Genomic DNA, 22160 nt, shown 5'->3' on the forward strand with positions numbered 1-22160 from the left:
ATGTCCGGTTCGATGAGCGGGGTGTGGAAACGGGGTTAGGGTGAAGTTATTCGGGCACCGCCAGACGAAAGGGGCGGCAACAGACAAACCGAACCTACCGCTACCGCGCCACATCTCGACTCTACCGGAAGTGTGAGTTCGCTGACGCTGGAAGCTGCCGTCCGGCTGCTCGATGCCGCCACCGTCAGCAATCCGCCACATTGCTGACGCACAACCGAGACCACCCCAATGTCGGCAATGGCCGAGGAACGGTCAAGAGCGGAAGTAGGGAAGTCGATCAGCGATGAACCTTGGTCGAAGTGTCAATCAAGATGTTTCCGTTTTTGCCGCGGCGGGTTAATCGTCGTGCGGAAAACTCCCCTCGACAAACGCGCGGGCCTCACTCTGGCCGGTGCGCGCATAGGCCGCCGTGGTCTGCACCGACGCGTGGCCCAGCAGCACCTGGGCGACCGGCAGTGGCACGCCATGGTCGACCACGAGGGTGCGCGCATAGCCGTGCCGCAGCCAGTGCGTCGAGGCCCGTTGCAGGGCCGCCTGCATCGCGCGGTCCTCGGCCGGCACGCGGGCCGCGGCCAGCGTGAATAACGCCCGGACCGCGTCGTACAGTCCGCTCGCGCCGAGTGCCCGGCCGCGCTCACTGTGGATCAGCGGCAGGCGTTCCTCGGCCGGCGGATCTTCCGGCAGTCCGACGGCGCGCCGGTACGCCCGCAGCGCGGGCAGGCAGGCGCTGGGTAGCGGGATCGCGCGCAGCCGCTGGCCCTTGCCGAGCACGTGCAGGGTCCACTGCCGGGCTTCGTCGACGTCCACGTGCGGCAGCGCCCGTTCCTCATGCCAGACGAGTTCCGCGAGCCGCACGCCGCCATAGCGGTAGAGCGTCCAGATCGCCCGGCGCCTTAGCCAGAGAACCGGCGGTACATCGGGTGGCGCGTCACCGGCGGCGACGGCATCGCAGTGCGTGAGCGCGGCGGCCGGCAGGAACCGCACCGGGGTCCACGTCATGCGCGCGCGGCGCCCGGCAGCCAGTCCCTCGGCCGGATTGACGGCCAGGTAGCCGGTGCGGTGCCACCACGCGAACAGGCTCGAGACGGCCGCGAGCGCGCGCGACACGCTCGCCGGCGCCCCGCGCCGGACCGTACCTGCCTCGTCAGCACGCGGCGCCTGCAGCGCGTCGCGGTACGCGATCAGGTCCTGAAGCGTGAGGTCGGAGAAGGGACCGAGCCCCTCGCGCCGGCACCAGGCGGCGAGGCGGCGCAGCTCCGACAGGTAGGCGCGTAGCGTGTGCGGGGAGTGCGACGCGCGCTCCCGCAGGAACAGTTTTGCCGCGTGCGCGTCATCGGCGACGCCGAGGGTGTTGGTCAGCGCCACCGGATTCGCGAAGCGTCCGGCGCGCGCGAGCCACGCCGGCTCGACCCCGGCCGGCACTGGCGCGAGGTCCTCACTGTGAGGCCCAGTGCGTGCGACGCAGACACCGTCGTGTGCGTCATCCGGCGCCGCGGGACGGAAGCGCCGCCGGTGCTGCCGCAGCACGCGTTCGAGCACGGTGGCAGCCGAGGGGGCCGCGGCTTCCGGCACGACCCGCAGGCGCCCGCGCTCCCAGTACTCGATGGCGGCATCGTGTTCGAGCAGCAGCGCGAACACGGCGGGGTGCTCGCGCTTCGCATCGGCCAGCGACGGACAGCCCCGTTTGAGGGCCGTAAGAGTCCAGCGGAGATAGACCGGGTGGCCCAACGCCTGCGCGAGGTATTCCAGCGCAGCCTCCACGGAGCCGGGCAGACGCTGCGGCGGCCGGCAGCCGGTATCGAGCCAGTCAGATGGGTTCATCGTACTTTCCTCGCCGAGGCCGGCTTCTGTCCGGATTGGCCGGCGTGGCCGGCATGGCCCGTTCTCACGGCGGGGCGCGCCGGGCGGCGGGTCGCCGCGGAGGGGGCATTTGCGGTTACTGTGCCGACGAGCGCAAGCATCTGGCGCTGCTGCTCGACCACCGTGGTGAGGGCGGCCGCTTCGGCCGCCGCCTGCTGCTGCGCATTCCGCTGCTCCGCCAGTTCCGTGAGCAGCCGCTCGCGCAGTGCCTCCAGCGCGCCCACGCGCTCGGCCGCCCGGGTGATGTCGCCCTCGAGGCGCTGCCGCTCGGTCTGGAAGGCTTCGCGCTGGTGTGCGGTTTCCCGCAACAGCTGTCGGGACAGGCCTTCATAGCGCACCCGTTCGGCAGCCAGTTCACTGGCGTGGTTCTTCCCGGCCTGCGCAGCCGTCTGCCCGGCGGTCGCAAGTTGCGACTGGAGTTCTGTGCTGGCTGATTCCAGCAGGCGCGTTCGCTCCACCAGTGCGCGGCTTTCCAGTCGCCGTTCCAGCAGCTCCGCGTCGCGCGCGGCCAGCTGGGCCCGGAGATCGGCGAGTTCGGTGCGGAGCATTTCCGTGCGGAGTTCCGCGTCGTGGCGCGCGGTGTCGGCCGCTTCCTGGCTGCGTGCCGCTTCCTGGCGCAGCCGCACGACGTCGGCCAGTTGCGTCGCGACCGCGGCCTCCCACAGCGCGCGCATCTGCGCGGCGATTTCCGGCGGCACGTCGGGCACCGCGAAGCCGGTCAGGCCCGCCTGCACGATCTCCGCCTCGATCGCGTTGAGATGCCGTGACAGCGTCGCGGGATCGCCCGCGCCGAGGCGTGCGCGCAGCTTGCGCACCGACACGATCTTGCGGAAGCGCGCGTCGGACGCGGGCGCGGTCTCGCCCGCTTCGGCCAGCATCGCGAGCACGGTGGTGCGGATCGCATCGGGGGTGACAGCGGCAGGGCGGGCCATGGCGGACTCCGGCAAGCAGCACTGCAACACGGCAGCGCGCCGGGGCGACGGGCAGAAACCCGCGGCCCGGGGCGCAGGGCGGGATTTCCACATTAGATTACGCACAGGCCTGACGCAAAAAAACCGCATTTGTCGCGATTAAAAAAGGTTTCGCCGTGATAAACGCCCTTATCGCGGCCAGCGCAATCGCTGGCGGCCTTCGGATCAGCCACCCCGCGGGCTGGCTTGCCACTCCTTCGGCGCCATCGCCACGGACAGGCCGCGATGGAGGCGAACGACAGGACAGCGGTGGGATGCGGACCAATGGCAGGGTTCTTTCGCAGAGGAGTCGGCCGGAGTGTCGTCGGGGCGACTGGCGACTCCGGGCCCGCGCTGGGTGCACCCGTGGACCACGTCGCCGACGTGGGTCGACCCTCGGGCTCCCGTTGTCGCGCGTCAAGGGAGTGGTACGCGCTATCGCCAGTTGAATCGATGAGCGGGCGGCATCAATCCGCGGCGCTGCCCTCAGAAGGAGGGTGGGTGTGCGCGCCTTGGCCGAAAGGGGTACCGGCCTGGCACTGGAGGTTGTCCTGTCCGGGCATCGGTCACGACTGCGGACGTTGAACGCTCATTGCGCGCGGGGCTGTGGATCGGGGAGGGTGGGCGGCGTCCTATCACCCCAACGGGGAAACCAGATGAACAAGCAGGAACCCGTCGACGCCGTCGCCGTGAAGACCGGTACCAGCAGGGCGTTGGCCGCCGAAACCCTCGATGCGCTGATCGGCACCATCACGACGGCGGTCACCCAGGGCGACACCGTGCCACTGATCGGGTTTGGCTCGTTTTCAACGGGCGCGCGCGCAGCGCGGGTCGGCCGTAACCCGGCGACCGGCGCCGAGATCCAGATCGCTGCGGCGAAGACGGTCAGGTTCACGGCGGGCAAGGCGTTCAAGGAGGCCGTGAACGGCGCCTGACAGCGGGCTGACAGCGGGCTGACAGCGGGCCATGATCTGTTCGCGCGGCAGACGGCGGTGACGGATGGCTCGTCGCCGTCCGGCGTCGCCGGACAACGTTGTCCGCATCCTTCGTTTGGCCATGCGCAGTCGACCACCTGGACCGGTCGCCTCGGACCTGGCAGGACCGCCGGCCGAAAGTCAATCCGGCCAGCGGCGTGGCAACGGTCTGAACACCAGTTCGCCATGCAAAAGGAACGATCAGGAGTCCGCCGGCAAGCGCCGCCGATCGGCACGCTGCTGCGCTACCAGGCGCGCATCGTCCCGGTCGTCGCCGAGGCGCGAGGCCAGCGCGCGATGATCGAATCACGCGAACTTGGGGTCGTAACTCCGGTGCTAGCCCGAACTGCTCCAGGAACCCGGCAGCAGTTGGCGTTCGCGATGAATGCTAGCGAAGTCCATTAGCGCCAGTTGCCAGCTCCGGCATCAATCGACGTGCTGGTCAGCACGGTGGAGTGCGTCGTTTGGGAGAGATCCTTGGTATGTAACGAAAGAGGAACGGCGATGGGGAGCCACGCTGAAGAGGCTACCATCGCCGACTCTTTGCGTCAATCAATATGGAGTACGTAGCAAAAGTCTCCAGTGCTGCGGCGCCGTGCATCAATGACTGATCAGTGCCGGACCGGCGCGGCCGCGTCATCAGCCGCCTCGTGTTGTATTGCCCAACTCATGCAACGAAACGCCGCCGTAAAGAGAAGAAAACTTATCTTGATAGCTTCGTTTTGCGATATTTTTTCGCAAACGCATCTTCACGGATTGGTGTGCGGACACCCTTGTGAGGGATGGCGCGGTATCCGTATCGACGGTAACTTCCTTACTCCGCCCGACGCCAGGATGGGACCGGGCGTGGACACCATTTCGCCGTCGACGCGGCGCGAGTCCAGGCAGCAATCTCCGGTACCCAACGCCGTTCGGTCCGCTTGTGGTAAAACAGCGCGCGAAGGCGCCGGTCTGCGGCGCACAGATGCAATCAGGAGCCGAGGTTGAGAAGGAAGTCAGGGAACAGCTCGCACGTCATCGCGGTCCGCGTCGAGGCGGCGATCGAACAGCGATTGAGACTGCTGGCGGACATCACAGGGCGCAGCCAGTCGTTTTTCCTCAAGCAGTTGATCGAGAAGGGCATCGACGCGATGGAAGACGCGTGGCTGCCGCAGGCAGTGGTTGCCGAGCTTCGCAGTGGCGCACTGCCGGCGCGGCAGCGTGGCACTACCCTGGATCTGTTCGGGGATTCCATTTGCGAGCAGTGAGCAGGGCCGCACAGCGTTTCCGTGAGTGACGGGCGGCGATAGGGCGCAACTCGCCGACGTCGGACAGATAAATGGATTTTGCGTCGTCACCGGCGCGAAGGCGTCGAGGGACATACCTTTCTCCTCGGGCTTTCCGACGGGTCCGTGATCGATGGGAGCCGCGGATGCAATAGTGCGGGGTGGCTGAACCACGCCTGCGCGCCGATCTGCGAAAGTTTCAGGGTGAAGAAGAGGGTTTCTCATGGGCGCAAGAGCTTGAGATCCAGGTTCCATCTCGCCTTCGGCACGAGTTGTTACGAGGCGCTGAGACACTTCGACCGGATCACGGCGGGTGTTTCGCCTCTAGACAAGCGACGACACCACCACCCGAAGCGCACTCTGGACGTACAAAAGTGTGCACGGCAGCGCCGAGAAATACTCCGATTGCGAAAGACCCATCGCCACTTCGATCGACTGCTTTCGGACCAGTCGTCACACCTGCCGTCGTGCGGTCTAACCCTCGGCAAGTTGACAATTGCGGCTCGAATCAGCTTTTCTAAGCCGGGTGACGCGACAGGCCGCCTTCGACTGACCGTCACCGCCGGTCTCGCGGAAATTTTTTTATCGCGCTCAGCGCCGGATTTACGCATCGCTTACCTACGCCATGGCGCGGGCAAGCGCCCGCCGTTTTGCAAGGGTCTCGTAAAGAGCGCGTACGCCGAATCGCCAGGGCGCGATTTCGGTTGACGACTGCACGGTGTTGACAAGTGCGCCGAGCTCCGGCGTTGCAATCGTCACCTTGTCCCCGAGGTGATGCGTGAAGCCGCTGCCCGGAGCATGCCGGTCTTCAATTGGAGAGAACATCGTGCCGAGGAACAGCATGAAGCCGTCTGGATACTGGTGATGCGGCCCGGCAGTCTGGGCCACAAGTTCCTCTGGGTCACGGCTGATCTCGCGCATGTGGCTCACGCCTTCGAGAATAAATCCGTCGTCCGCGCCTTCTATCCTGAGCGACACGCTGGCCGCCCGCACCGAGTCCATGGTGAAGCGTTCATCGAACAACCGGATAAAAGGACCGATCGCGCATGAGCCGTTGTTGTCTTTCGCTTTGCCGAGCAGCAACGCACTGCGGCCCTCGATGTCGCGGAGGTTGACGTCGTTGCCGAGGGTTGCGCCGACGATCGTTCCGCGGCTGTTTACCGCCAGCACAATTTCTGGCTCGGGATTGTTCCAGCGGGAGGCCGGGTGCAGCCCAACGTCCGCGCCGTGGCCGACCGCCGACATCGGTTGAGACTTGGTGAACACCTCTGCGTCCGGCCCAATGCCGACCTCCATATATTGCGACCATGTGCCGCGCCGTTCCAGTTCCCGCTTCAGACAGTCGGCAACCGCCGTGCCGGGGCGAATCCTGGAGAGATCAGTGCCGATCAGTTGCGCGATCGTCGCCCGGATCGTGCCGGCTTGAGTCGCGTCGCCGTTAGCCTGTTCTTCAATGACCCGTTCGAGCAGGCTCGCGGCAAAGGTCACGCCGCATGCCTTGATGGCCTGAAGATCGCACGGCGCCAGCAATGCGCGGCCGATGTTCTCGACGGGACCAAGCGCCTCGCCCTCGACGTGATGCACAAACTTGACGAGGTCCACGTGCTCGAACAGATCGGAGGTCGTCGGCGCCGACGCCGTGATGTCGAAGGCCTGACCGGCACGAACAACGACGACCGACGGCCCGTCTATCGGCGCGTTTCGCCAGATGCGTCCGACCAGCAGGGCATCGGATAGGTCAGTAGGTACAAAATGCGGAAGATCGTTCGATATCATGGACGGCCTGGCTAGCGAGAGTTGGGAACCGCGAGGGAGACACGCTTCAAGCGAGCGATACGCGTCGCGTGTCGGCCGGCCGAAGCCTGCCTGGCAGCATCACGCGACTCAGTGCTTCCGCGAAGAAGAAATCGCCGAACATCGTCGCGCCATCGACGCCTTCATTGTGCGGCTTCGAATAGCAGGAATTCCTCAAAAGTCCCCGCTGCGCAGGTTCGTAGGCAAACTCGTCACGACATAGAGCTTCGAGCATCGCGAGTCCGTGTTCGCGCCAGCGAACCGCATCAGCAGGGTCGGGATGCAGACGGCCCATCTCGATCAGCGCTGACGCCATCACCGCTGCTGCGGCAGTGTCCTTGATTTCCGCGTCCGCGCCAGTGGCGTCGAAATCCCACGGTGGCACAGGACGTCCATCGAGCCGGCGCAGATAGTACGCCGCTAGCCGCCCGGCAAGGTCTAGCCAGTTGCGCTTGCCGGTCTCACGCGCCGTGTTCACGTAGCCATAGACGGCCCACGCCTGGCCCCGGCTCCACGCCGATTCGTCGAATGCGCCTTGAAACGTGTAGCCGCGCTGACGCGCACCGGTTGTCACGTCGTACTCCACCGCGTGATAAGTCGAACCGTCGGGGCGGATAAACGCCTTGGCGGTCATGACGGAGTGCGCTTCGGCGGCGAGGCGATAACTGCCGTCCCCGGAATGGTTCGCCGCCCAGTAAAGCAACGATAGATTAGCCATCGTGTCGATAGCCGAGGCGCTGCGTCCGCGCGGATCGTCAAGCGGACCCCAGGAAGCGAGATAGGCGCCGCTGCGCGTGGTGACAAGACGCGCGCGCAGTTTGTCCGCGGCTTCCATCGCAATTTGCGCGTACCACGAGTCGCGGGTGATTTCGTAGCCGGGGACGGCGCTGCTGTCGAAGATAAAGCCGATGTCGTGCGTGTTAGGATCCTGCGCGCGCTGCGCGACGAGACGCATGCGCTCGCGGGCCCACGAGAGGTATTTGTCGTTGCCGGTGTGCAAATACGACGTCAGCAAAAGTCCGACCCAGAACCCACAAAACCAATTGCCGTGGCTCCACGCTGAACCGCTGTAGCCTGCGGACAGCGACGCCGGAAGCCGGACCCACTTTCCGTCGGGCGCTGTGATCTGGGGGAATTCGACGCCGAGCGTCGGCTCGTCCTCTGCAACTTTGGTCGCAATGCGATCGAGGATATCGGTGAAGAGGGCGGACCGGTCAGAGAACAGTCCTTGGTCTTGGTACGAAGCATTCACGGCTTTGTCTCCTGATGACTTTCGCGTTTCCCGAGTGACGGGGGCACGCAAATTCTAGGAGCGCGGCGGTTCCAGCGGTTAGGACGAAGCGCGGCTTATATTGGACTTTCCTACGTCGCACCCGGACGCCTATCGTCCCACTGCTTCAAATGCTCAGTTTCTCCAGGCTGCGGCGGAAGTCGATTGGCGAGCGGCCCGTGTGCTTGCGGAAACATCGGCTGAAGTAGGCCGGGTCGTCGAAGGCAAGCTGTGTTGCGATCTCCGCCACATTGACCTCCGAATGCAGCAACAGACGCTTCGCTTCCAGCATCACGCGTTCACGAATCAGCTTGGCCGCTGTGCTACCGAGCGCCTGGCGCGTTGCATCGTTCAACGCGCGTTCCGTGACGTTCAGCAGGCATGCGTAGCGAGCGACGTCGTGGATTGTAGCGAAATGTTTTTCCAGCAGGCTTTTGAAGCGTCGCGACAACAGCACGCTACGCGACGAATTGACCTCGGTGACGGCGTCGCCGCCCAGGCGCGCGGACTTGATTAGCAGAACCCGCAGATATGACCAGATCACGTCCTCGTAGCCTGCCTCTTCACCCTGATATTCCGCATTGATTCCATCCAGCACACGATGAAGGTCCTGAGCTTGTGCGTCGCTCATATAAACCGTGTTAGGAATTCGCTCGAAATCGTAGACGGGAATCTCGGTCTGCGAATGGCGGTTCTGCACCTTGAACGCGAAAAATTCGGACGAGAAACTGATCGCGTGCCCGACGGTGTCTTCGGACAACGCGAAATCGTGGATCTGGCCCGGGGCCATGAAAAAAAGCGTATTGGGCCGCACCTCGTAGCGAATCGAGTCGATGATGTGGTGGCCGCTGCCCAACTCGACCCAGACGATGTGATAGAACTCGTGCCGATGAGGATACGGCAACGTCGATTTCATATCTTCGAGAGGCGCGAGATGAAAATCGATCGACTTGATTCGCGACCCATACTCATAGTGGGCGATCTTGAAGACCGGCAACTCACATCCACAACCGCTAGGCATTTGATTTGTCTCCTGCATCCAGCGCACTTATCTGGCTCGCTCAGCCAGCTCACTCCCTGGCTAAGTCAAGCGTGCTGTTTCTCCTTCGCCGATTCGGCATCGAACGTGGCGTAATTGTAATTAGCAAAGCGGCGTGACGGCTGTTGTCGAAAACCCGCACGGGTTTGGCCTCGCCTGCTAATTGTCAGCTCATTGGAAACGCAATTCCTTCAGCGCCGACAGGCCGGTCAGCACCGTCTTGCCGTCCTGATTGCGAATCATCGTGTCCATCACGAGGATGCGCTTGGCGGGTTTTTTCTCGACTACGGTCACATGGATTTTGATCGTATCGTCGATGAAGACGGGTCCGAGAAAGCGCAACTCCTGCCCAACGTAGACGAAGCCGGGACCGGTCAACCCGGTATGCGTCGTCGACACCAATGCCGCGGTCAGCAGGCCGTGCGCCACGCGCTGGCCGAATGGCGTGCGTGCCGCGAAGTGCCGATCCATGTGCAACGGATTCAGGTCGCCCGACAGATGGCCGAAAGCGTTCACGTCACTTTCCGCGATCGTACGCACGAGGATCTGGCAGCGGCCAATCTGGATATCGTCAAAGCGCAGCATCTCGTGGCACTGATTCGGATGAGTGTTCATGCGGTTCTCCGCTCGGTCAGCGCCGCGCCGGCTTCGACCAGCGTATTGATTTCGTGCGGCTCGTAGCCGAGTTCGGCGAGCACCTCGCGGGTGTGCTCGCCTTGCCGCGGCGGCTGACGGGTGAGCGGTGGTGCTGCGCCGTCGTATCGAACCGGATGCGCGAGCAAACGAACCGGCCCGGCCTGCGGATGGTCGACCTCCATGATGATGCGGTTGTGCGCCACTTGCGGGTCGGCCTCGACCTGATCGTAGTCGTTCACGGGCGCGTACCAGATGTCGTGCTCGTCGAAGGTCGTCATCCAGTCGGCCGTCGTGCGCGTGGTCAGCGCGTCGTACACGATGCGGTTCAATTCGTCGCGGCGGCGCACGTTGTCCTTTGGGTGCGAAAACGCGGACAGCATGGGTTGAGACAAGGCCGCCGCCAGCTTCTCGGTCGGCGTGAGCGAAACGGCGATCCAGCCGTCGAGAGTCCGGTAAATCCCGTAGGGCGCCGGATGGAACCGGCTGCCGGTCGACGGGTTTGTGCGCGGCCAGAGTGGTCCCTTGTTCAGGTAGTAGGTGAACGGCTCGATCTGAAGATCGAGCGCCGCGTTGAGCAGGTTGCTTTCGACCAGCGTGCCTTTGCCGGTACGTTCACGCGCCTGCAAGGCCGCGACGACGCCGAAGGCTGCCAACGCCGCCGCGTGCTGGTCGACGATCGCGGATCCGACTGGCGTGGGCGGGGAATTGGCTTCGCCGGAGAGCATCGTCATGCCGCTCATGGCCTGCAGCAGCAGGTCCTGCCCTGGCCGCTTGAGATAGGGTCCCGATGACCCGTAGCCGGTGCACGAACAGTACACGAGCCGCGGATTGATCTCGCGGACATCGTCGTAACCGAAGCCCATGCGCTGCAGGACGCCTGGGCGGTAGTTTTCGATCAGGACATCGGCTTCCTTGATCAGCCGCCAGACGATCTCTCTCGCGCGCTCGTCGCGCAGATCCAGCGAGATGCTGCGCTGATTGCGATTGCCGAGCAGGAAAAACATGCTCACCCCTTCGACATACGCATCGAAGCCGGTCCAACTGCGCTCGAACGCGCCGCCCGGCGGTTCGATCTTGATTACGTCCGCGCCGACGTCAGCCAACATCTGCACGGCGGCGGGGCCCTGCAAGAAGTGAGTAAAACTTAGCACCTTGATGCCTTCTAGCATGACTTGTCTCCTGACCGCGTGTCCGTATCTGTTTGACTGAGGGCTCAGGCAAGCAGGTTTCGCGAAATGATCATTCTTTGAATCTCCGAGGTCCCCTCGACGATCTCCAACACCTTGGCGTCGCCGAATGCGCGCGACACCGGGTACTCGCTCATCACGCCGTAACCGCCATGTATCTGCAACGCCTGATGAGCCGCCTCCATCGCGCGCTCGGTGGCGAAGAGCTTGGCCATCGACGCTGGCTGATCGAAGCGAACGCCCGCGTCTTTCAGCGCGGCGGCATCGTAGAGCATCAGCCGCGCGGCGTGCGCGTGGGCCGCCATGTCGGCGATCTTGAACTGCAGCGCCTGGAACTCGGCGATCGGCTTGCCGAATGCGCGCCGCTCCTTCATGTACGCGATCGACCGATCCAGTGAACCCTGCAGGATGCCTAGCGCGAGCGCGCCGATCAGGATTCGGCCCGTGCTGATCTGGCCGAGCGTCTGTCGCAAGCCCGCACCGCGTTCGCCGAGCAGGTTGGCGGCCGGGATCGCGCAGCGCTCGAAGTACAACTCGTAGGTGCTCGATGCGCGCCAGCCGATCTTGCGCAGCTTGCGTCCGTAGCTGAAACCGGGGGTGCCGTTAGGCACGATGAAGTTGGAAATTTCCCTGCGGCCGTCAGGGCGCGTGCCCGTTACCGCGGCGATGACGACCGGTCCGGTTACTTCCGTGCCGGAATTGCTAATGAAGGTCTTTGATCCATCGATGATCCATCGGTCGCCTTCCAGCGTCGCACGCGTCGCGATGTTGGCCGCGTCGGAGCCTGCGTTGGGCTCCGATAATCCGATCGCGCCGACCTTGCGGCCGTCGAGGATCGGGCGCAAATAGCGGTCCTTTTGCTCATCGGTGCCATAGTTGGAGAGCAGGCTCGCGACCGTCGAATTGGCCATGAGCGAGTTGGCGATCGCACAATCTACCCGTGCCAGTTCCTCTAACACGATCACATAGGAAAGCCATTCGCCACCGCCGCCACCCCAACTCTCCGGATAGGGCAGGCCGGCGAAGCCGAGCTCGCCGGCACGTTGCCAGATGTCATAAGGAAAGGCTTCCGCTTCCCAAAGCTCTTCCGAGACAGGAGCGATTTCGTTTTCCGCGAAACGGCGCACGGCGTCGCGTATCGCGGTGTGTTGTTCGTTTAACCAATGCGGCATGTTCGACTCTGTGAAAAAGCGGTAGATGGGTTGAAGGCGGGGCGCTGTGTTACAGCACCTTCAGATAGGTATCGCCAGATGCGACCACCGTGCCGTCCTGGCGCGTGACCTCTGCTCCGAACACGCATATGTTGCGATCGTCGTCCTTCTCGCGCAGCGTGAGCCGGGCAGTGACCGTGTCGCCGATAAATACCGGCGCGTTGAACGTGATGTCGTAGCGGTAAGAAACCGCACCGGGGCTCGGCGCCTTTTGCGCCATATAGCCCATCACAGTCGATAAGAAGCCGACCGACAGACATCCTTGCGCGATGCGCTTCTCGAAGCGCGTGGTTTTGGCGAATTCCTCGTTCAAATGCACGGCATAGAAATCGCCGACGATCCCGGCGAAGCCGTAGATATCGAATTCAGTTACGGTCTTGGCGAAATCGGCGGTGTCGCCGACCGCGTAACAATCCATGTGCGGGCGTTTGGCCATGGTGGTTCTGAAGGTGAGTGTCGGTTGTGGAGCCGGCCTGTTCCTTGTTGATTGGGGCCGGCGGGCGTGACTCAAATTTAATGAGTGCGGGTTGCTGACCGTTAGGACGGTTTGGGCGAATGCTTGGACTTTTTTGACTGCACGCACGCAGTGATTGCAGTCTTCGGCCGATCCGCAAGCGGCCTGCGAATTGACTCCGGTCAGTCATTAGTCAATATCGCCAAGGGTTTCCTCGTGTGCGCTGGATAAGTCGCCACACAGATTGTGAGGCGCTTGCTATCGAGGACGCCGTAAAAAAGTACAAGAAATCGGGCGACCGGTCCTAACGCCCGTTGCGTGCACTCACGAATACTTGAAGCGCCTGCAGACGGATCGACCTGACGCGGCGCGAAAATTACATTCCAGTACGGAAGGAGACGAAATGAAATCATTCTTTAACGCGCGCCGCGCAGGACGTGCCATGATGGTAGGTACGCTGCTCGCAGCAGGCGTCGTTGTCGCCAGCGTTGCCCGTGCCGACGACCCGATCGTCATGAAGCTGGGGCATACCCTCGCTCCCGACAACCACTATCAGCTGACTGCCCAGGTGTTCGCGAAGGAGGTCGCGCAGCGAACCCACGGCAAGGTCAAGATCGAGATCTTCCCGCAGTCACAGCTCGGCGGCGAAGTGCAGATGGCGCAAGCGCTGCGCACCGGCACGCAGGAGCTCATGATTTCCGCACAGGCGCCGATTGGAAACACGATCAAGCAGTGGCAGATCTTCGATACGCCTTATCTCTTTAACAGCATCGACGACGCCAACCGGGTTCTGCAAGGACCGGTCGGCCGCAAGTTCCTCGACATGATGCCGGCGGTCAATATGATCGGCCTGACGTGGCTGTCGGTGGGCGAACGCAATTTGTTCACGGCTAAAAAGCCCGTTGCTTCGCTCGGTGACATGAAGGATATGAAAGTGCGAGTGATGCAGAGCAGCGGCTATATCGCGGGATATAAGGCACTGGGCGCAAACCCGACGCCGCTCCCTTATAACCAGTTATTTCTGGCGCTTTCGCAAGGCCTGGTCGACGGCGGCGATACCTCACCGGAGCAGTTCATCCAGGACAAATTTTCCGATGTCGCCAAGCATTACTACCTGACCCACGTGAACTACTTGCCCGTGGTGCTGGCAATGAGCAAAAGCGCCTGGACGCGTCTTTCGCCTGACGAACAGAAGGCGTTTCAGGCCGCCGCCGCCGTCGCCGCGGATTACGACATGAAGGAATACAAGCACGAGTACGACGACGCGCTCGCAACGATGAAGAAGAATGGCACCCAGGTGACCGAGATAAACACGGCGCCGTGGGCGGCCGCGACCGAAAGGGCGCGCCAGGGCCTGCTCAGCGACATTCCCGATGGCCAGGCGCTTTACCAGGAAATCAAGGCGGCCGACAAGTCCGCTGTCGCTTCGAAATGAAGGGAGAGTGCGATGGAAAAGCTTGCCCGTAATCTCCTGTTTATCGACGACCTGGTCCTGAAGACCACGCTGTTCCTCTGCGGTGGACTGCTTCTCATGATGGTGCTCGTCGCTGGCCTCGGGGTGGTCTTTCGCTTCATCCTGCACAACTCGCTGTCGTGGTCCGACGAGCTCGCGGCTTATCTGTTCGTGTGGCTCACGTGCCTCGGTGCGGCGGCAGGAGCCAAGCTGCGGGTGCATCCGGAGGTGCGGGTACTGGCCGACCGTTGTCCGCCCGCCTTCGCGCAGACACTGGCGGACCTTACCGACTGCGTAGTCCTCGCGCTCGGCGTGGTGTTCGTTATGTACGGTGGCGACATGCTGGAACTGATGGGCACCGAAACCGCGACCTCTCTGCCGATCTCGATGGTGTACCCGTACCTCTCGATTCCCGTCGGCGGCGCGTTGCTGGTCTTTCATTCCGCGGTGCGAATCGCGGTTTCCCATCTCGCGCCCGGCGCGCAAACGAGGCCCTCTCTGTTGCAGGGCGTCTCCGAACATATCTGAGGTGAATCAACATGTGGGCACTCGCTCTAGGGGCCGGGTTTCTCGGCTTGGGTGTACCGGTGGCCATTTGCATCGGCATTGCGGCGACGATTGCATTGACGCTGAATGGAACCCCGCTGCTGGTGATTCCGCAGCAGCTGTTTTCGAACCTGAATAACGTCAGCCTGCTGGCTATCCCGTTCTTCATGTTGACAGGCGCCATCATGGATGCGGGCGGCGTCTCGCGCCGCATCATCGACTTTTCGCAGGCGCTTGTCGGCTTTATGCGCGGCGGCATCGGGCAGGTGACGATCGTCGCAAGCATGTTCTTCGCCGACCTCTCCGGCTCGGCGACTGCTGACACCGCAGCGATCGGCTCGGTCATGATTCCCGGGATGGTCAAGCAGGGATATTCACGCGCGTTCGCAGTGGCGCTGCAGTCGGCAGCGGGCTCACTCGGACTGCTTTCGCCCGTGTCGATGAGCATGCTGGTGTACGCCTACACCGCCAACGTTTCGGTCGGAACGATGTTCGTCGCGGGGATCGTGCCGATGCTGCTGGTGGTCGTTTCCTTCATGCTCGTGAACTATGTGACTGCCGTGCGCCAGAACTATACGGCGGTCGAAGCGTTCTCCGCCAGGCGGCTGTGGACCACGTTCAGACAGGCGATCTGGGCATTGCTGACTCCCGTGATCATTCTGGGCGGCATCCTCGGCGGCGTCTTCACGCCGGTTGAAGCAGGCGTCGTCGCGGCGCTCTACGTGACGCTGGTGAGCGTCTTCATCTTCAAGTCGCTCAAGCTGTCGCAATTCAGGGAAATACTCACGCGCACGGCCATCAATACCACGCGGGTATCGTTTCTTCTCGGGCTCGCGTTCGTGCTCGGCCGCTATCTGATTGAGGCGCAGATCCCGTTGCACGTCGCCAACAGCTTCCTGGCCGTGACGACCAGCGCGTTCGTGTTGCTGATCCTGATCAATCTCTTCCTTCTCGTAGCCCATACGGTACTGGAAACGATCTCGAGTATCGCGGTGGTGATCCCTGTGTTCCTGCCGCTCGTCGTGCAGATGCATATCGACCCGGTGGTGTTCGGCGTCATCGTGCTGGTCAACTCGGCCATCGGCATCAACCTGCCACCGATCGGTTTTTGCCTTTTTACGGCTGCGTCGATCGGCGGTGTGTCCGTCGAAAAAGCGACTCGGGCGATCCTGCCGTTCATCTTCGCGCTGGCGGTCGACCTGCTGTTGATCATTGTCTTCCCGCATATCCCACGCTTCCTGCCGAACCTGCTGGCAATCAAATAACACGAGGACGATGGGCCGCCGGCTGCACGCCATTGGCCCAATCTCCACGATCCCGTATGCGTCGACCGTTCGCACGCGCAAGGCGATCGAATTACCGAGAGGCTCATCATGAACACGGCTCACATCGACCGAAGCGGCGCGGCGCCGATCCCGCTAGCCGCATGGGAGGACCTGCAGTACCTGAAGCTGGAACAACCACTTGAGTTCGTCTGGGCGATCACGTTGAATCATCACGATAAGCGCAATGCGCTGTGCGTGCCGCTGCTGGCGGAACTGGCACGCGTCCTCGCGGCAGCCGAAGTCAGCGACGACGTCAGGGCTGTCGTGCTCACCGGCGGCGAACGTTTCTTCAGCGCGGGGGCGGATATTGCCGACATGGCGGCACGCGGGGTCGCAGCGTACGCGGACCCGGTGCGCCTCGCGAGCTGGAAGGCGATTGAAACGTTTTCGAAGCCGCTGATCGCGGCGGTCAACGGCTTCGCCATCGGGGGTGGCCACGAGCTGGTGATGCTGGCCGATATCGTCGTCGCGGCGGACGACGCGACCTTCTCGCAGCGAGAGATCATCATCGGCGCGCTACCGGGCGATGGCGCCACCCAGCGCCTGCCGCGGGTGCTCGGCAAGACACTGGCGATGAAACTCGTGCTTACCGGCGAACCGCTGACGGCAGCCGAGGCCGAGCGCCACGGACTGGTGACCGAGGTCGTCGTACCGGCACGCAGCATCGCGCGCGCTATCGAGATCGCGTCGCTGATCGCCGCCCGCGCGCCGCTTGCGGTCCGACTGGCCAAGCGCGCGGTGCTCGATTCATTCGAGACCGACCTTCAACGAGGCCTGGAGCGGGAGCATCAGGCGAATCTCGACGTGTTCAAGACCGAGGATCGCGCCGAAGGCCACCGCGCATTCGTCGAGAAGCGGCCGCCGCACTTCAAGGGTCGCTGATCACTGGTGCGTCGCACATGCGCCTTTCGACGGCGATGAGCAACGCTTACCTCTAGTTTTGACGGGCGTCGACCCAGGTATCCACGCCGCGGTCGCTCGAACGTTCAGGGTGAACGCGGAGTTCAGCAGGGCCTTGGTCCACCTCGCCAGATAGCCGGACTCACCACGTAACGGAGATTGCATGAACGGGCTGAACGGTATCCGCATTCTCAGCTTCAATCATTTTCTGATGGGGCCTTTGGGCGTGCAGCACCTCGCCGATTGCGGGGCCGAAGTCATATCGGTCGAACCTGTCGACGGCGCATTTCAGCGCAAATGGGGCGGCGCGAACCGCGCCATCGATGGACAGACGATGCTGCTTCTGATGGGTAATCGCAATAAACGCAGTCTGGCGCTCAATCTCAAGGACGCGCGGGCGATCGATATCGTCATGAGATTGCTGCCACAAGTCGACGTCGTCGCCGAAAACTACCGTCCCGGTGTGATGGAACAGCTGGGATTGGGTTATGAGGCACTCAGGACAGTCAAGCCGGACCTCATCTATGCGTCGGGCTCGGGATTCGGTCCGGACGGCCCCTATGCCAGCCGGCCAGGGCAGGACCTGATCATTCAGGCCATGTCGGGTATCGCGACAATCACCGGAACCCGGCAGGACGGTCCGCGCGCGGTGGGCGTGTCCGTCGTCGATCATCACGGCGCTGCGCTCTATGCGAACGGCATCCTGACAGCACTGCTCAACCGTGAGCGTACGGGCGAGGGTTGCCGGGTCGACGTAAGCTTGCTGGCGGCTGCGCTCGATCTGCAACAGGAGTCTCTCACGTGTTTCCTGAACGGCGACGGCCATGACGACGTGCGACAGGCGGGGCGTGTATCAGGTTGGTACTTCCCCGCACCGTACGGCATATACGCAACTGCGGACGGTTTCATCGCATTGTCGCTGAGTCCTCTCGACATCATCTATCAGATCCTCGAGATCCCGGAAAAGGAACGGATTCCCGCGAAGCGCGCATTCGACGAGCAGCAGGAAATCTCCGACCGGCTTGCGCGTCGGCTTGCGCAGGACACGACGGCGCACTGGTTGCCACTATTCGAACGGCATCATGTCTGGCACGCGCGCGTCAACGATTATGCGCAGGTGGTCGCCGATCCGCAGGTGCGCCACTTGAAGAGCTTCGAGACAGTCGAAGGTGCAACCGGCAGCCCCGTGACGCTCGTCAATCACCCGGTGCGCTACGACGGCAGCGCGCCAGCTATCCGTATGCCGCCGCCACGGCTGGGCGCGCACACGATCGAAATCTTGTCAGGGGCGGGAATGAACCGGCCGATGATCGATTCGCTGCTGGCGGACGGCGTGATCGGCGTTGCCGAGGACGCCGAGGCCGTTGCGGCGGCCGCGGCAAAAGGCGGAGTCGCGTGAAGCGGGAATGAAGCCATCCATGCGGCGAGCGTGCCGTACGCGTCGATGAAAACAGGGGAAGCAGGCATGAGTGACAGGTGCAGGGAAGTCAGTACGGATGTGCTGGTCGTTGGCAGCGGCGGCGCTGCGCTGCGGGCCGCGCTCGAGGCGGATTCCAGCGGCGCTGACGTGCTGGTTGTGATCAAAGGAGAATTTCGCAAAAGCGGCGCGACGTTTCATAGCGTAGCTGAAGTAGGCGCCTTCAATGTGCCGGACGGAGCAGGGGATCACAGCGATAATCCTGATGTTTTTCTCGCCGATATCCTGCATGCCGCTCAAGGCATGGCGGACCCGCGCTTGAGCGCGATTCTCGCGAACGAAGCGCATGAGTCTCTGCGCTACCTCGAACAATACGGCGTAAAGTTTGAGCGCGAGGACGACCACTACCTGGTTTTTCGCGCATGCTTTTCTTCCAAGCCGCGCTCGCATGTGATTCATGAGCACTTCAAACCAATCGTGAAATCGCTGGGGACCGAAGCGTCCCGGCGCGGCATCAAGGTCATGGACCGGTTGATGATCGTCGACCTGCTGTCGCAGGACGGCGAATGTCTCGGCGCATACGCGATCGATTCGGATGGAAACCCGATGCTGATCCGTGCCAAGTCGACGATTCTTACCACCGGGGGTGCAAGTCAGCTGTTCGCCCAAAACCTGTATCCATCGGACATTACCGGCGACGGCTATGCAATGGCTTATCGCGCGGGCGCGCGACTGGTCAACATGGAGTTCATGCAGGCCGGTGTGAGCGTGCTGACGCCTTTCGTCAACCTGTTCGGCAACTACCTGTGGGACGCGCACCCGAATCTCACCGACCGCGATGGCAGGGCGTTCGTCCCTGACTATCTGCCGACGGGGCTGGCTCAGGAAGATGTCATTCGGCAAAAAGAGCGGCACTTTCCGTTCAGCTCGAGCGACATCTCACGCTACGTCGAAATTTCGATTCAGAAGGCACTCAATGATGGCCGCGGCACGGCTGAAGGAGGCGTGTTTCTCGACTTCGCCGGATGCGATCTCGAATCGATACTGGCCGACAAGAGCCGAAGCATCGCAAGGATGTGGCCGCTAACCTGCCAATGGTATAAGGAGCGCGGCGTCGACCTTTATCGGGACCGAGTGCAGATCACCTGTTCCGCGCATGCGATCAACGGCGGAGTATATATAGACGAAAACGCACAGTCCAATCTGAAGGGTCTGTTCGCTGCGGGTGAGGTGGCAGCGGGTCCACATGGCGCAGACCGTCTCGGCGGCAATATGGCCCTGACGTGCCAGGTCTTCGGCCGCCGGGCGGGCCTCGCCGCGGCCGAACGCGCGAAAAAGATGACGCACCGCGCGATGACCGGGGCCTTGGACGACAACCGCACGGTCGCCACGCAATTCCGCCGAAATGGCAGGCACACGCTGGACGAACTGAAAGTCCGGATTCAGCAGTGTGCAAACCGGTATTTGCTGATCGTGCGCGAGGAAGCCGGGCTCCGGACCTTCAGGCGTGTCTGCAGGGAGACGCGAAACCAGTTGTTTCAGGACACGGTGATCGGCACGCCAGCTGAGCTCATGCGGGGCATCGAATTGGCGAACTTGATCCAGGTCGGTGAATTGATGGCTTCGGCGTCGCTTGTCAGGCGCGAGAGCCGGGGTGGTCATTACCGCGAAGACTTTCCCGAGCGCAACGCGGACTTCGCCTGCAACATATTCCTCGAGCGGAACGTGCCTGAAGGTCTGTGGTTAGGGCGGCTGGCGGATCTGTCGTCGTGAGTCGGTAGCGAGCTAATCACCTTGCGCCGTTCGATCAGGGGTTCTGTCGCGGTAAGGCAGTTGAGTCGTACAAAGGCGACATCATGAGGACAGCTCACGTCACCAACGAGTAGAACTGGCAGGCTGCAGATGGCTTGAACGACTCGCGCGTACTGTTTCTGGCAGCAGGCGAGCGGCAACCGCGCAGCCTAACGTATTCCATAATGGTATAGATCAAGCGTTATTCTTCATTATAAAGGCATGTCGATCGCCGCTAGTATGCAGACTCATGGCTGAGCCCCGACGCGTGAACCCGACAGGTGCAAGGCGTCCAGACGGTTGTGTCGCGATAAGAGAAGTGAGGCGCGCGCACTCCGGTATGAATAGGAATGCTTACATGATCAGCGAATAGAATTGCTCGGCTGCAGTTTTGATGCCGCGCTCGTCCTGCATCTGCCCTTTGCGAATCATGTGCATCAGCTCGATGCCGGACAGAATAATGCGCGCGCACCGGAAACTCTTGAAACCCATCATCGGCGTGACAATGCGTTTGACGGCTCGATGGTCCTGCTCGATGACGTTGTTCAGGTACTTGTTCTGCCGGATCTTGATTGCCGTTGGCCGCTCTGCGTTGAGCGCTTCGAGCGCGGCCAGATTGGCACCACTCTTGTCCACGGTGACAGTTTCGGGTTCACCATTCTGGGCAATTGCCTTCTCGAAATACCGGCGTGCAGCGGCCTTGTCACGATGGGCGCGCAACAGGAAATCGACCGTGTTACCCTCCTTGTCGACGGCCCGGTACAAGTATTTCCAGTGGCCTTTGACCTTGATGTAGGTCTCGTCCATGCGCCAGCTCTTGCCGACCGGGTGCTTGATTCGCCGAAATGCCTTTTCAAACAGCGGGACGAGCTTGATGACCCATCGGTGCACACTCGAGTGATCGACCTCAACTCCCCGCTCGGCCATCATTTCTTCGAGATTGCGCAGGCTCAGCGAGTACGCCACGTACCAGCGAACACACAGCAGGATCACGTCCAACGGATAGTGCAGGCGCTTGAGAACCTTGCTGATACCCGCAGGCAGCGTCGCACGCGAGGACTTTTTCGTCTTGGCCATCTCGATCGTGATCCATGGAAAAATGCGAATTCTAGCGCAGTGCGCTAGCGCGACAGAACCCGATTTCGTGGCCGGCGAGCATATCGGTCGCAACGATGTGAAGGGCAAGCATCGCCTGCTCGATCCGCTCATACGACAGATGCTTTTCCAGCAGCCGCCGCAGCGCATTCGCCTCGACGAGATGCGCACGGCTACGCAGAATCATCGCGAGCAGGCCGAGCATCGACAACGGCATGATGTCCTGCCGCCTGATCGTGCACCACAGCGCTTCGAGCATCGCGACGCCGTCGCGGTCCGGACGGCCGGCGAAATACGCCGCGTTGATCGCGCCGGCGGAAGCGCCGACGACCAAGCCCGGCCGCTCACCGCGTTCGAGCAGTTCGCGCAGCATGCCCACCTCGATTGCGCCGAGACTGCCACCGCCTGAAAACACGAACGCGGTCAAGCCGGACGGGTCGGATTTCATGGCTTTTCAGAAACACCGCATGCGGAAAGCCGGAACTACTGCGCGTGGGCGCATGGTCGTCACGCCCACGCAGTCTCAGCAATTCGCGCTGCGACGTCAATGTCCCTTGAAGATATCCAGCAGTTGGGTCTGCATCTGCATCATGGCCTGCGCGTGCTTCATTTCCATTTGCGCCATCGCCTGCTGATGCTCCATGTCCATCTTCATCATCTTTTCCTGGATGTCGATGGCCTGGCTCCGTTGTTCGGGCGTCAGCTTTTCCATCATCATTCCCCAGTCCGGCGGCATGGTGTACGTGCCGCTGCGTCCGATGCCCTGCGCGTGCACCGCGCCGGCTGCCAGAACAAACGGCAGCATTGCGCACAGAATGACTTTTTGTATCCGTTTCATAGAACCTCCAGTTTCGCGTTCGCAGCCCGAATCAGAAGAGGGCCGCACAGGCGACGTCCACTCGCACAGCGCGGCAGGCTTCGGCGTATCCGTTGCGCAAACCGCATCTGGGAACACAACACCAGCGCTCGCGACGGGATCGTGCGGCGTGGTGT

At 62.5% G+C, this 22160-nt stretch carries 20 protein-coding genes and 1 pseudogene; 9 read left to right on the forward strand and 12 right to left on the reverse strand.

All coding sequences use genetic code 11. The annotated features are described in order from the left end of the window. Nucleotides 1-336 precede the first annotated feature (336 nt). Nucleotides 337-1821 carry a tyrosine-type recombinase/integrase gene (locus F6X40_RS38230; RefSeq protein ID WP_187631441.1) on the reverse strand — a complete coding sequence of 495 codons (1485 nt, stop codon included), beginning with the start codon at nucleotides 1819-1821 and terminating at the stop codon, nucleotides 337-339. Further along, a complete protein-coding gene (locus tag F6X40_RS38235) occupies nucleotides 1818-2792 on the reverse strand; it encodes a DNA-binding protein (RefSeq protein WP_187631442.1) in 975 nt (324 codons plus the stop codon). Before F6X40_RS38235 ends, F6X40_RS38230 begins: the two co-directional genes overlap by 4 nt. Nucleotides 2793-3430: 638 nt before the next feature. On the opposite strand from F6X40_RS38235, the gene F6X40_RS38240 reads away from it, so the two are divergent. From F6X40_RS38240 to F6X40_RS38250, 3 genes are all read left to right on the forward strand, one after another. Continuing rightward, on the forward strand, nucleotides 3431-3745 hold the full coding sequence (locus F6X40_RS38240) for an HU family DNA-binding protein (protein ID WP_410452658.1): 315 nt from the start codon (nucleotides 3431-3433) through the stop codon (nucleotides 3743-3745). Between the two features lie 225 nt (nucleotides 3746-3970). After that, a complete protein-coding gene (locus F6X40_RS38245; protein ID WP_187631460.1) occupies nucleotides 3971-4189 on the forward strand; it encodes a hypothetical protein in 219 nt (72 codons plus the stop codon). 578 nt (nucleotides 4190-4767) lie between these two features. Next, complete coding sequence (locus F6X40_RS38250) at nucleotides 4768-5031, forward strand: hypothetical protein (protein ID WP_187631444.1); 264 nt, start codon at nucleotides 4768-4770, stop codon at nucleotides 5029-5031. 636 nt (nucleotides 5032-5667) lie between these two features. Here F6X40_RS38250 and F6X40_RS38255 read toward each other — a convergent pair. The 7 genes from F6X40_RS38255 to F6X40_RS38285 form a co-directional block, all read right to left on the reverse strand. Then, on the reverse strand, nucleotides 5668-6825 hold the full coding sequence (locus F6X40_RS38255) for a fumarylacetoacetate hydrolase family protein (protein ID WP_187631445.1): 1158 nt from the start codon (nucleotides 6823-6825) through the stop codon (nucleotides 5668-5670). A 46-nt stretch (nucleotides 6826-6871) separates the two neighbouring features. Further along, nucleotides 6872-8095, reverse strand: a complete 1224-nt coding sequence (locus tag F6X40_RS38260) for a glycoside hydrolase family 88 protein (RefSeq protein ID WP_187631446.1) — start codon at nucleotides 8093-8095, stop codon at nucleotides 6872-6874. 145 nt (nucleotides 8096-8240) lie between these two features. Next, nucleotides 8241-9134: a helix-turn-helix domain-containing protein gene (locus F6X40_RS38265; RefSeq protein ID WP_187631447.1), complete on the reverse strand. Its 894-nt coding sequence runs from the start codon at nucleotides 9132-9134 to the stop codon at nucleotides 8241-8243. Nucleotides 9135-9323: 189 nt separating this feature from the next. Further along, on the reverse strand, nucleotides 9324-9767 hold the full coding sequence (locus tag F6X40_RS38270; RefSeq protein ID WP_187631448.1) for a MaoC family dehydratase: 444 nt from the start codon (nucleotides 9765-9767) through the stop codon (nucleotides 9324-9326). Continuing rightward, the gene (locus F6X40_RS38275; protein WP_187631449.1) at nucleotides 9764-10957 is read right to left on the reverse strand and encodes a CaiB/BaiF CoA transferase family protein; all 1194 of its coding nucleotides are present in this window, start codon (nucleotides 10955-10957) and stop codon (nucleotides 9764-9766) included. The genes F6X40_RS38270 and F6X40_RS38275 overlap by 4 nt, the downstream gene beginning before the upstream one ends. 44 nt (nucleotides 10958-11001) lie before the next feature. Continuing rightward, nucleotides 11002-12147: an acyl-CoA dehydrogenase family protein gene (locus F6X40_RS38280; protein WP_187631450.1), complete on the reverse strand. Its 1146-nt coding sequence runs from the start codon at nucleotides 12145-12147 to the stop codon at nucleotides 11002-11004. Between the two features lie 49 nt (nucleotides 12148-12196). Beyond that, entirely contained in the window at nucleotides 12197-12622 is a 426-nt protein-coding gene (locus F6X40_RS38285; RefSeq protein ID WP_187631451.1) for a MaoC family dehydratase, read from the reverse strand. Nucleotides 12623-12974: 352 nt separating this feature from the next. Here F6X40_RS38285 and F6X40_RS38290 point away from each other — a divergent pair, with 352 nt between their 5' ends. The 6 genes from F6X40_RS38290 to F6X40_RS38315 all read left to right on the forward strand — a co-directional run bounded on the left by F6X40_RS38290 (nucleotide 12975) and on the right by F6X40_RS38315 (nucleotide 20054). Continuing rightward, nucleotides 12975-14075, forward strand: a complete 1101-nt coding sequence (locus F6X40_RS38290) for a TRAP transporter substrate-binding protein (protein WP_262421703.1) — start codon at nucleotides 12975-12977, stop codon at nucleotides 14073-14075. Nucleotides 14076-14087: 12 nt separating this feature from the next. After that, complete coding sequence (locus F6X40_RS38295) at nucleotides 14088-14621, forward strand: TRAP transporter small permease (protein WP_187631452.1); 534 nt, start codon at nucleotides 14088-14090, stop codon at nucleotides 14619-14621. Nucleotides 14622-14632: 11 nt separating this feature from the next. Continuing rightward, nucleotides 14633-15904 carry a TRAP transporter large permease gene (locus F6X40_RS38300; RefSeq protein ID WP_187631453.1) on the forward strand — a complete coding sequence of 424 codons (1272 nt, stop codon included), beginning with the start codon at nucleotides 14633-14635 and terminating at the stop codon, nucleotides 15902-15904. Nucleotides 15905-16012: 108 nt separating this feature from the next. Then, complete coding sequence (locus F6X40_RS38305; RefSeq protein ID WP_187631454.1) at nucleotides 16013-16846, forward strand: enoyl-CoA hydratase-related protein; 834 nt, start codon at nucleotides 16013-16015, stop codon at nucleotides 16844-16846. Nucleotides 16847-17027: 181 nt separating this feature from the next. Continuing rightward, nucleotides 17028-18263, forward strand: a complete 1236-nt coding sequence (locus F6X40_RS38310) for a CaiB/BaiF CoA transferase family protein (RefSeq protein WP_187631455.1) — start codon at nucleotides 17028-17030, stop codon at nucleotides 18261-18263. 30 nt (nucleotides 18264-18293) lie between these two features. After that, nucleotides 18294-20054, forward strand: coding sequence for an FAD-binding protein (locus tag F6X40_RS38315; protein ID WP_316251881.1), 1761 nt, complete (start codon nucleotides 18294-18296; stop codon nucleotides 20052-20054). A 372-nt stretch (nucleotides 20055-20426) separates the two neighbouring features. Here the strand turns inward: F6X40_RS38315 and F6X40_RS38320 are convergent, their stop codons facing one another. The 3 genes and pseudogenes from F6X40_RS38320 to F6X40_RS38330 form a co-directional block, all read right to left on the reverse strand. After that, the gene (locus tag F6X40_RS38320) at nucleotides 20427-21149 is read right to left on the reverse strand and encodes an IS6 family transposase (RefSeq protein WP_187631456.1); all 723 of its coding nucleotides are present in this window, start codon (nucleotides 21147-21149) and stop codon (nucleotides 20427-20429) included. Nucleotides 21150-21210: 61 nt separating this feature from the next. After that, a pseudogene (locus F6X40_RS38325) lies at nucleotides 21211-21615 on the reverse strand (patatin-like phospholipase family protein); the annotation flags it as partial. Nucleotides 21616-21711: 96 nt separating this feature from the next. After that, nucleotides 21712-22160 (reverse strand): hypothetical protein (locus F6X40_RS38330; RefSeq protein ID WP_187631457.1); only part of this gene is annotated, 449 nt, incomplete at its 5' end.

Source organism: Paraburkholderia sp. UCT31, assembly GCF_014397655.1.
Lineage (GTDB): Bacteria > Pseudomonadota > Gammaproteobacteria > Burkholderiales > Burkholderiaceae > Paraburkholderia > Paraburkholderia tuberum.

What these genes read in the sequence shown, in the direction of transcription:
- F6X40_RS38320 (WP_187631456.1), bottom strand. Translation starts at nt 21,149, where the DNA reads ATGGCCAAGACGAAAAAGTCCTCGCGTGCGACGCTGCCTGCGGGTATC.
- F6X40_RS38245 (WP_187631460.1), top strand. Translation starts at nt 3,971, where the DNA reads ATGCAAAAGGAACGATCAGGAGTCCGCCGGCAAGCGCCGCCGATCGGC.
- F6X40_RS38270 (WP_187631448.1), bottom strand. Translation starts at nt 9,767, where the DNA reads ATGAACACTCATCCGAATCAGTGCCACGAGATGCTGCGCTTTGACGAT.
- F6X40_RS38285 (WP_187631451.1), bottom strand. Translation starts at nt 12,622, where the DNA reads ATGGCCAAACGCCCGCACATGGATTGTTACGCGGTCGGCGACACCGCC.
- F6X40_RS38265 (WP_187631447.1), bottom strand. Translation starts at nt 9,134, where the DNA reads ATGCCTAGCGGTTGTGGATGTGAGTTGCCGGTCTTCAAGATCGCCCAC.
- F6X40_RS38310 (WP_187631455.1), top strand. Translation starts at nt 17,028, where the DNA reads ATGAACGGGCTGAACGGTATCCGCATTCTCAGCTTCAATCATTTTCTG.
- F6X40_RS38235 (WP_187631442.1), bottom strand. Translation starts at nt 2,792, where the DNA reads ATGGCCCGCCCTGCCGCTGTCACCCCCGATGCGATCCGCACCACCGTG.
- F6X40_RS38230 (WP_187631441.1), bottom strand. Translation starts at nt 1,821, where the DNA reads ATGAACCCATCTGACTGGCTCGATACCGGCTGCCGGCCGCCGCAGCGT.
- F6X40_RS38300 (WP_187631453.1), top strand. Translation starts at nt 14,633, where the DNA reads ATGTGGGCACTCGCTCTAGGGGCCGGGTTTCTCGGCTTGGGTGTACCG.
- F6X40_RS38305 (WP_187631454.1), top strand. Translation starts at nt 16,013, where the DNA reads ATGAACACGGCTCACATCGACCGAAGCGGCGCGGCGCCGATCCCGCTA.
- F6X40_RS38280 (WP_187631450.1), bottom strand. Translation starts at nt 12,147, where the DNA reads ATGCCGCATTGGTTAAACGAACAACACACCGCGATACGCGACGCCGTG.
- F6X40_RS38295 (WP_187631452.1), top strand. Translation starts at nt 14,088, where the DNA reads ATGGAAAAGCTTGCCCGTAATCTCCTGTTTATCGACGACCTGGTCCTG.
- F6X40_RS38275 (WP_187631449.1), bottom strand. Translation starts at nt 10,957, where the DNA reads ATGCTAGAAGGCATCAAGGTGCTAAGTTTTACTCACTTCTTGCAGGGC.
- F6X40_RS38255 (WP_187631445.1), bottom strand. Translation starts at nt 6,825, where the DNA reads ATGATATCGAACGATCTTCCGCATTTTGTACCTACTGACCTATCCGAT.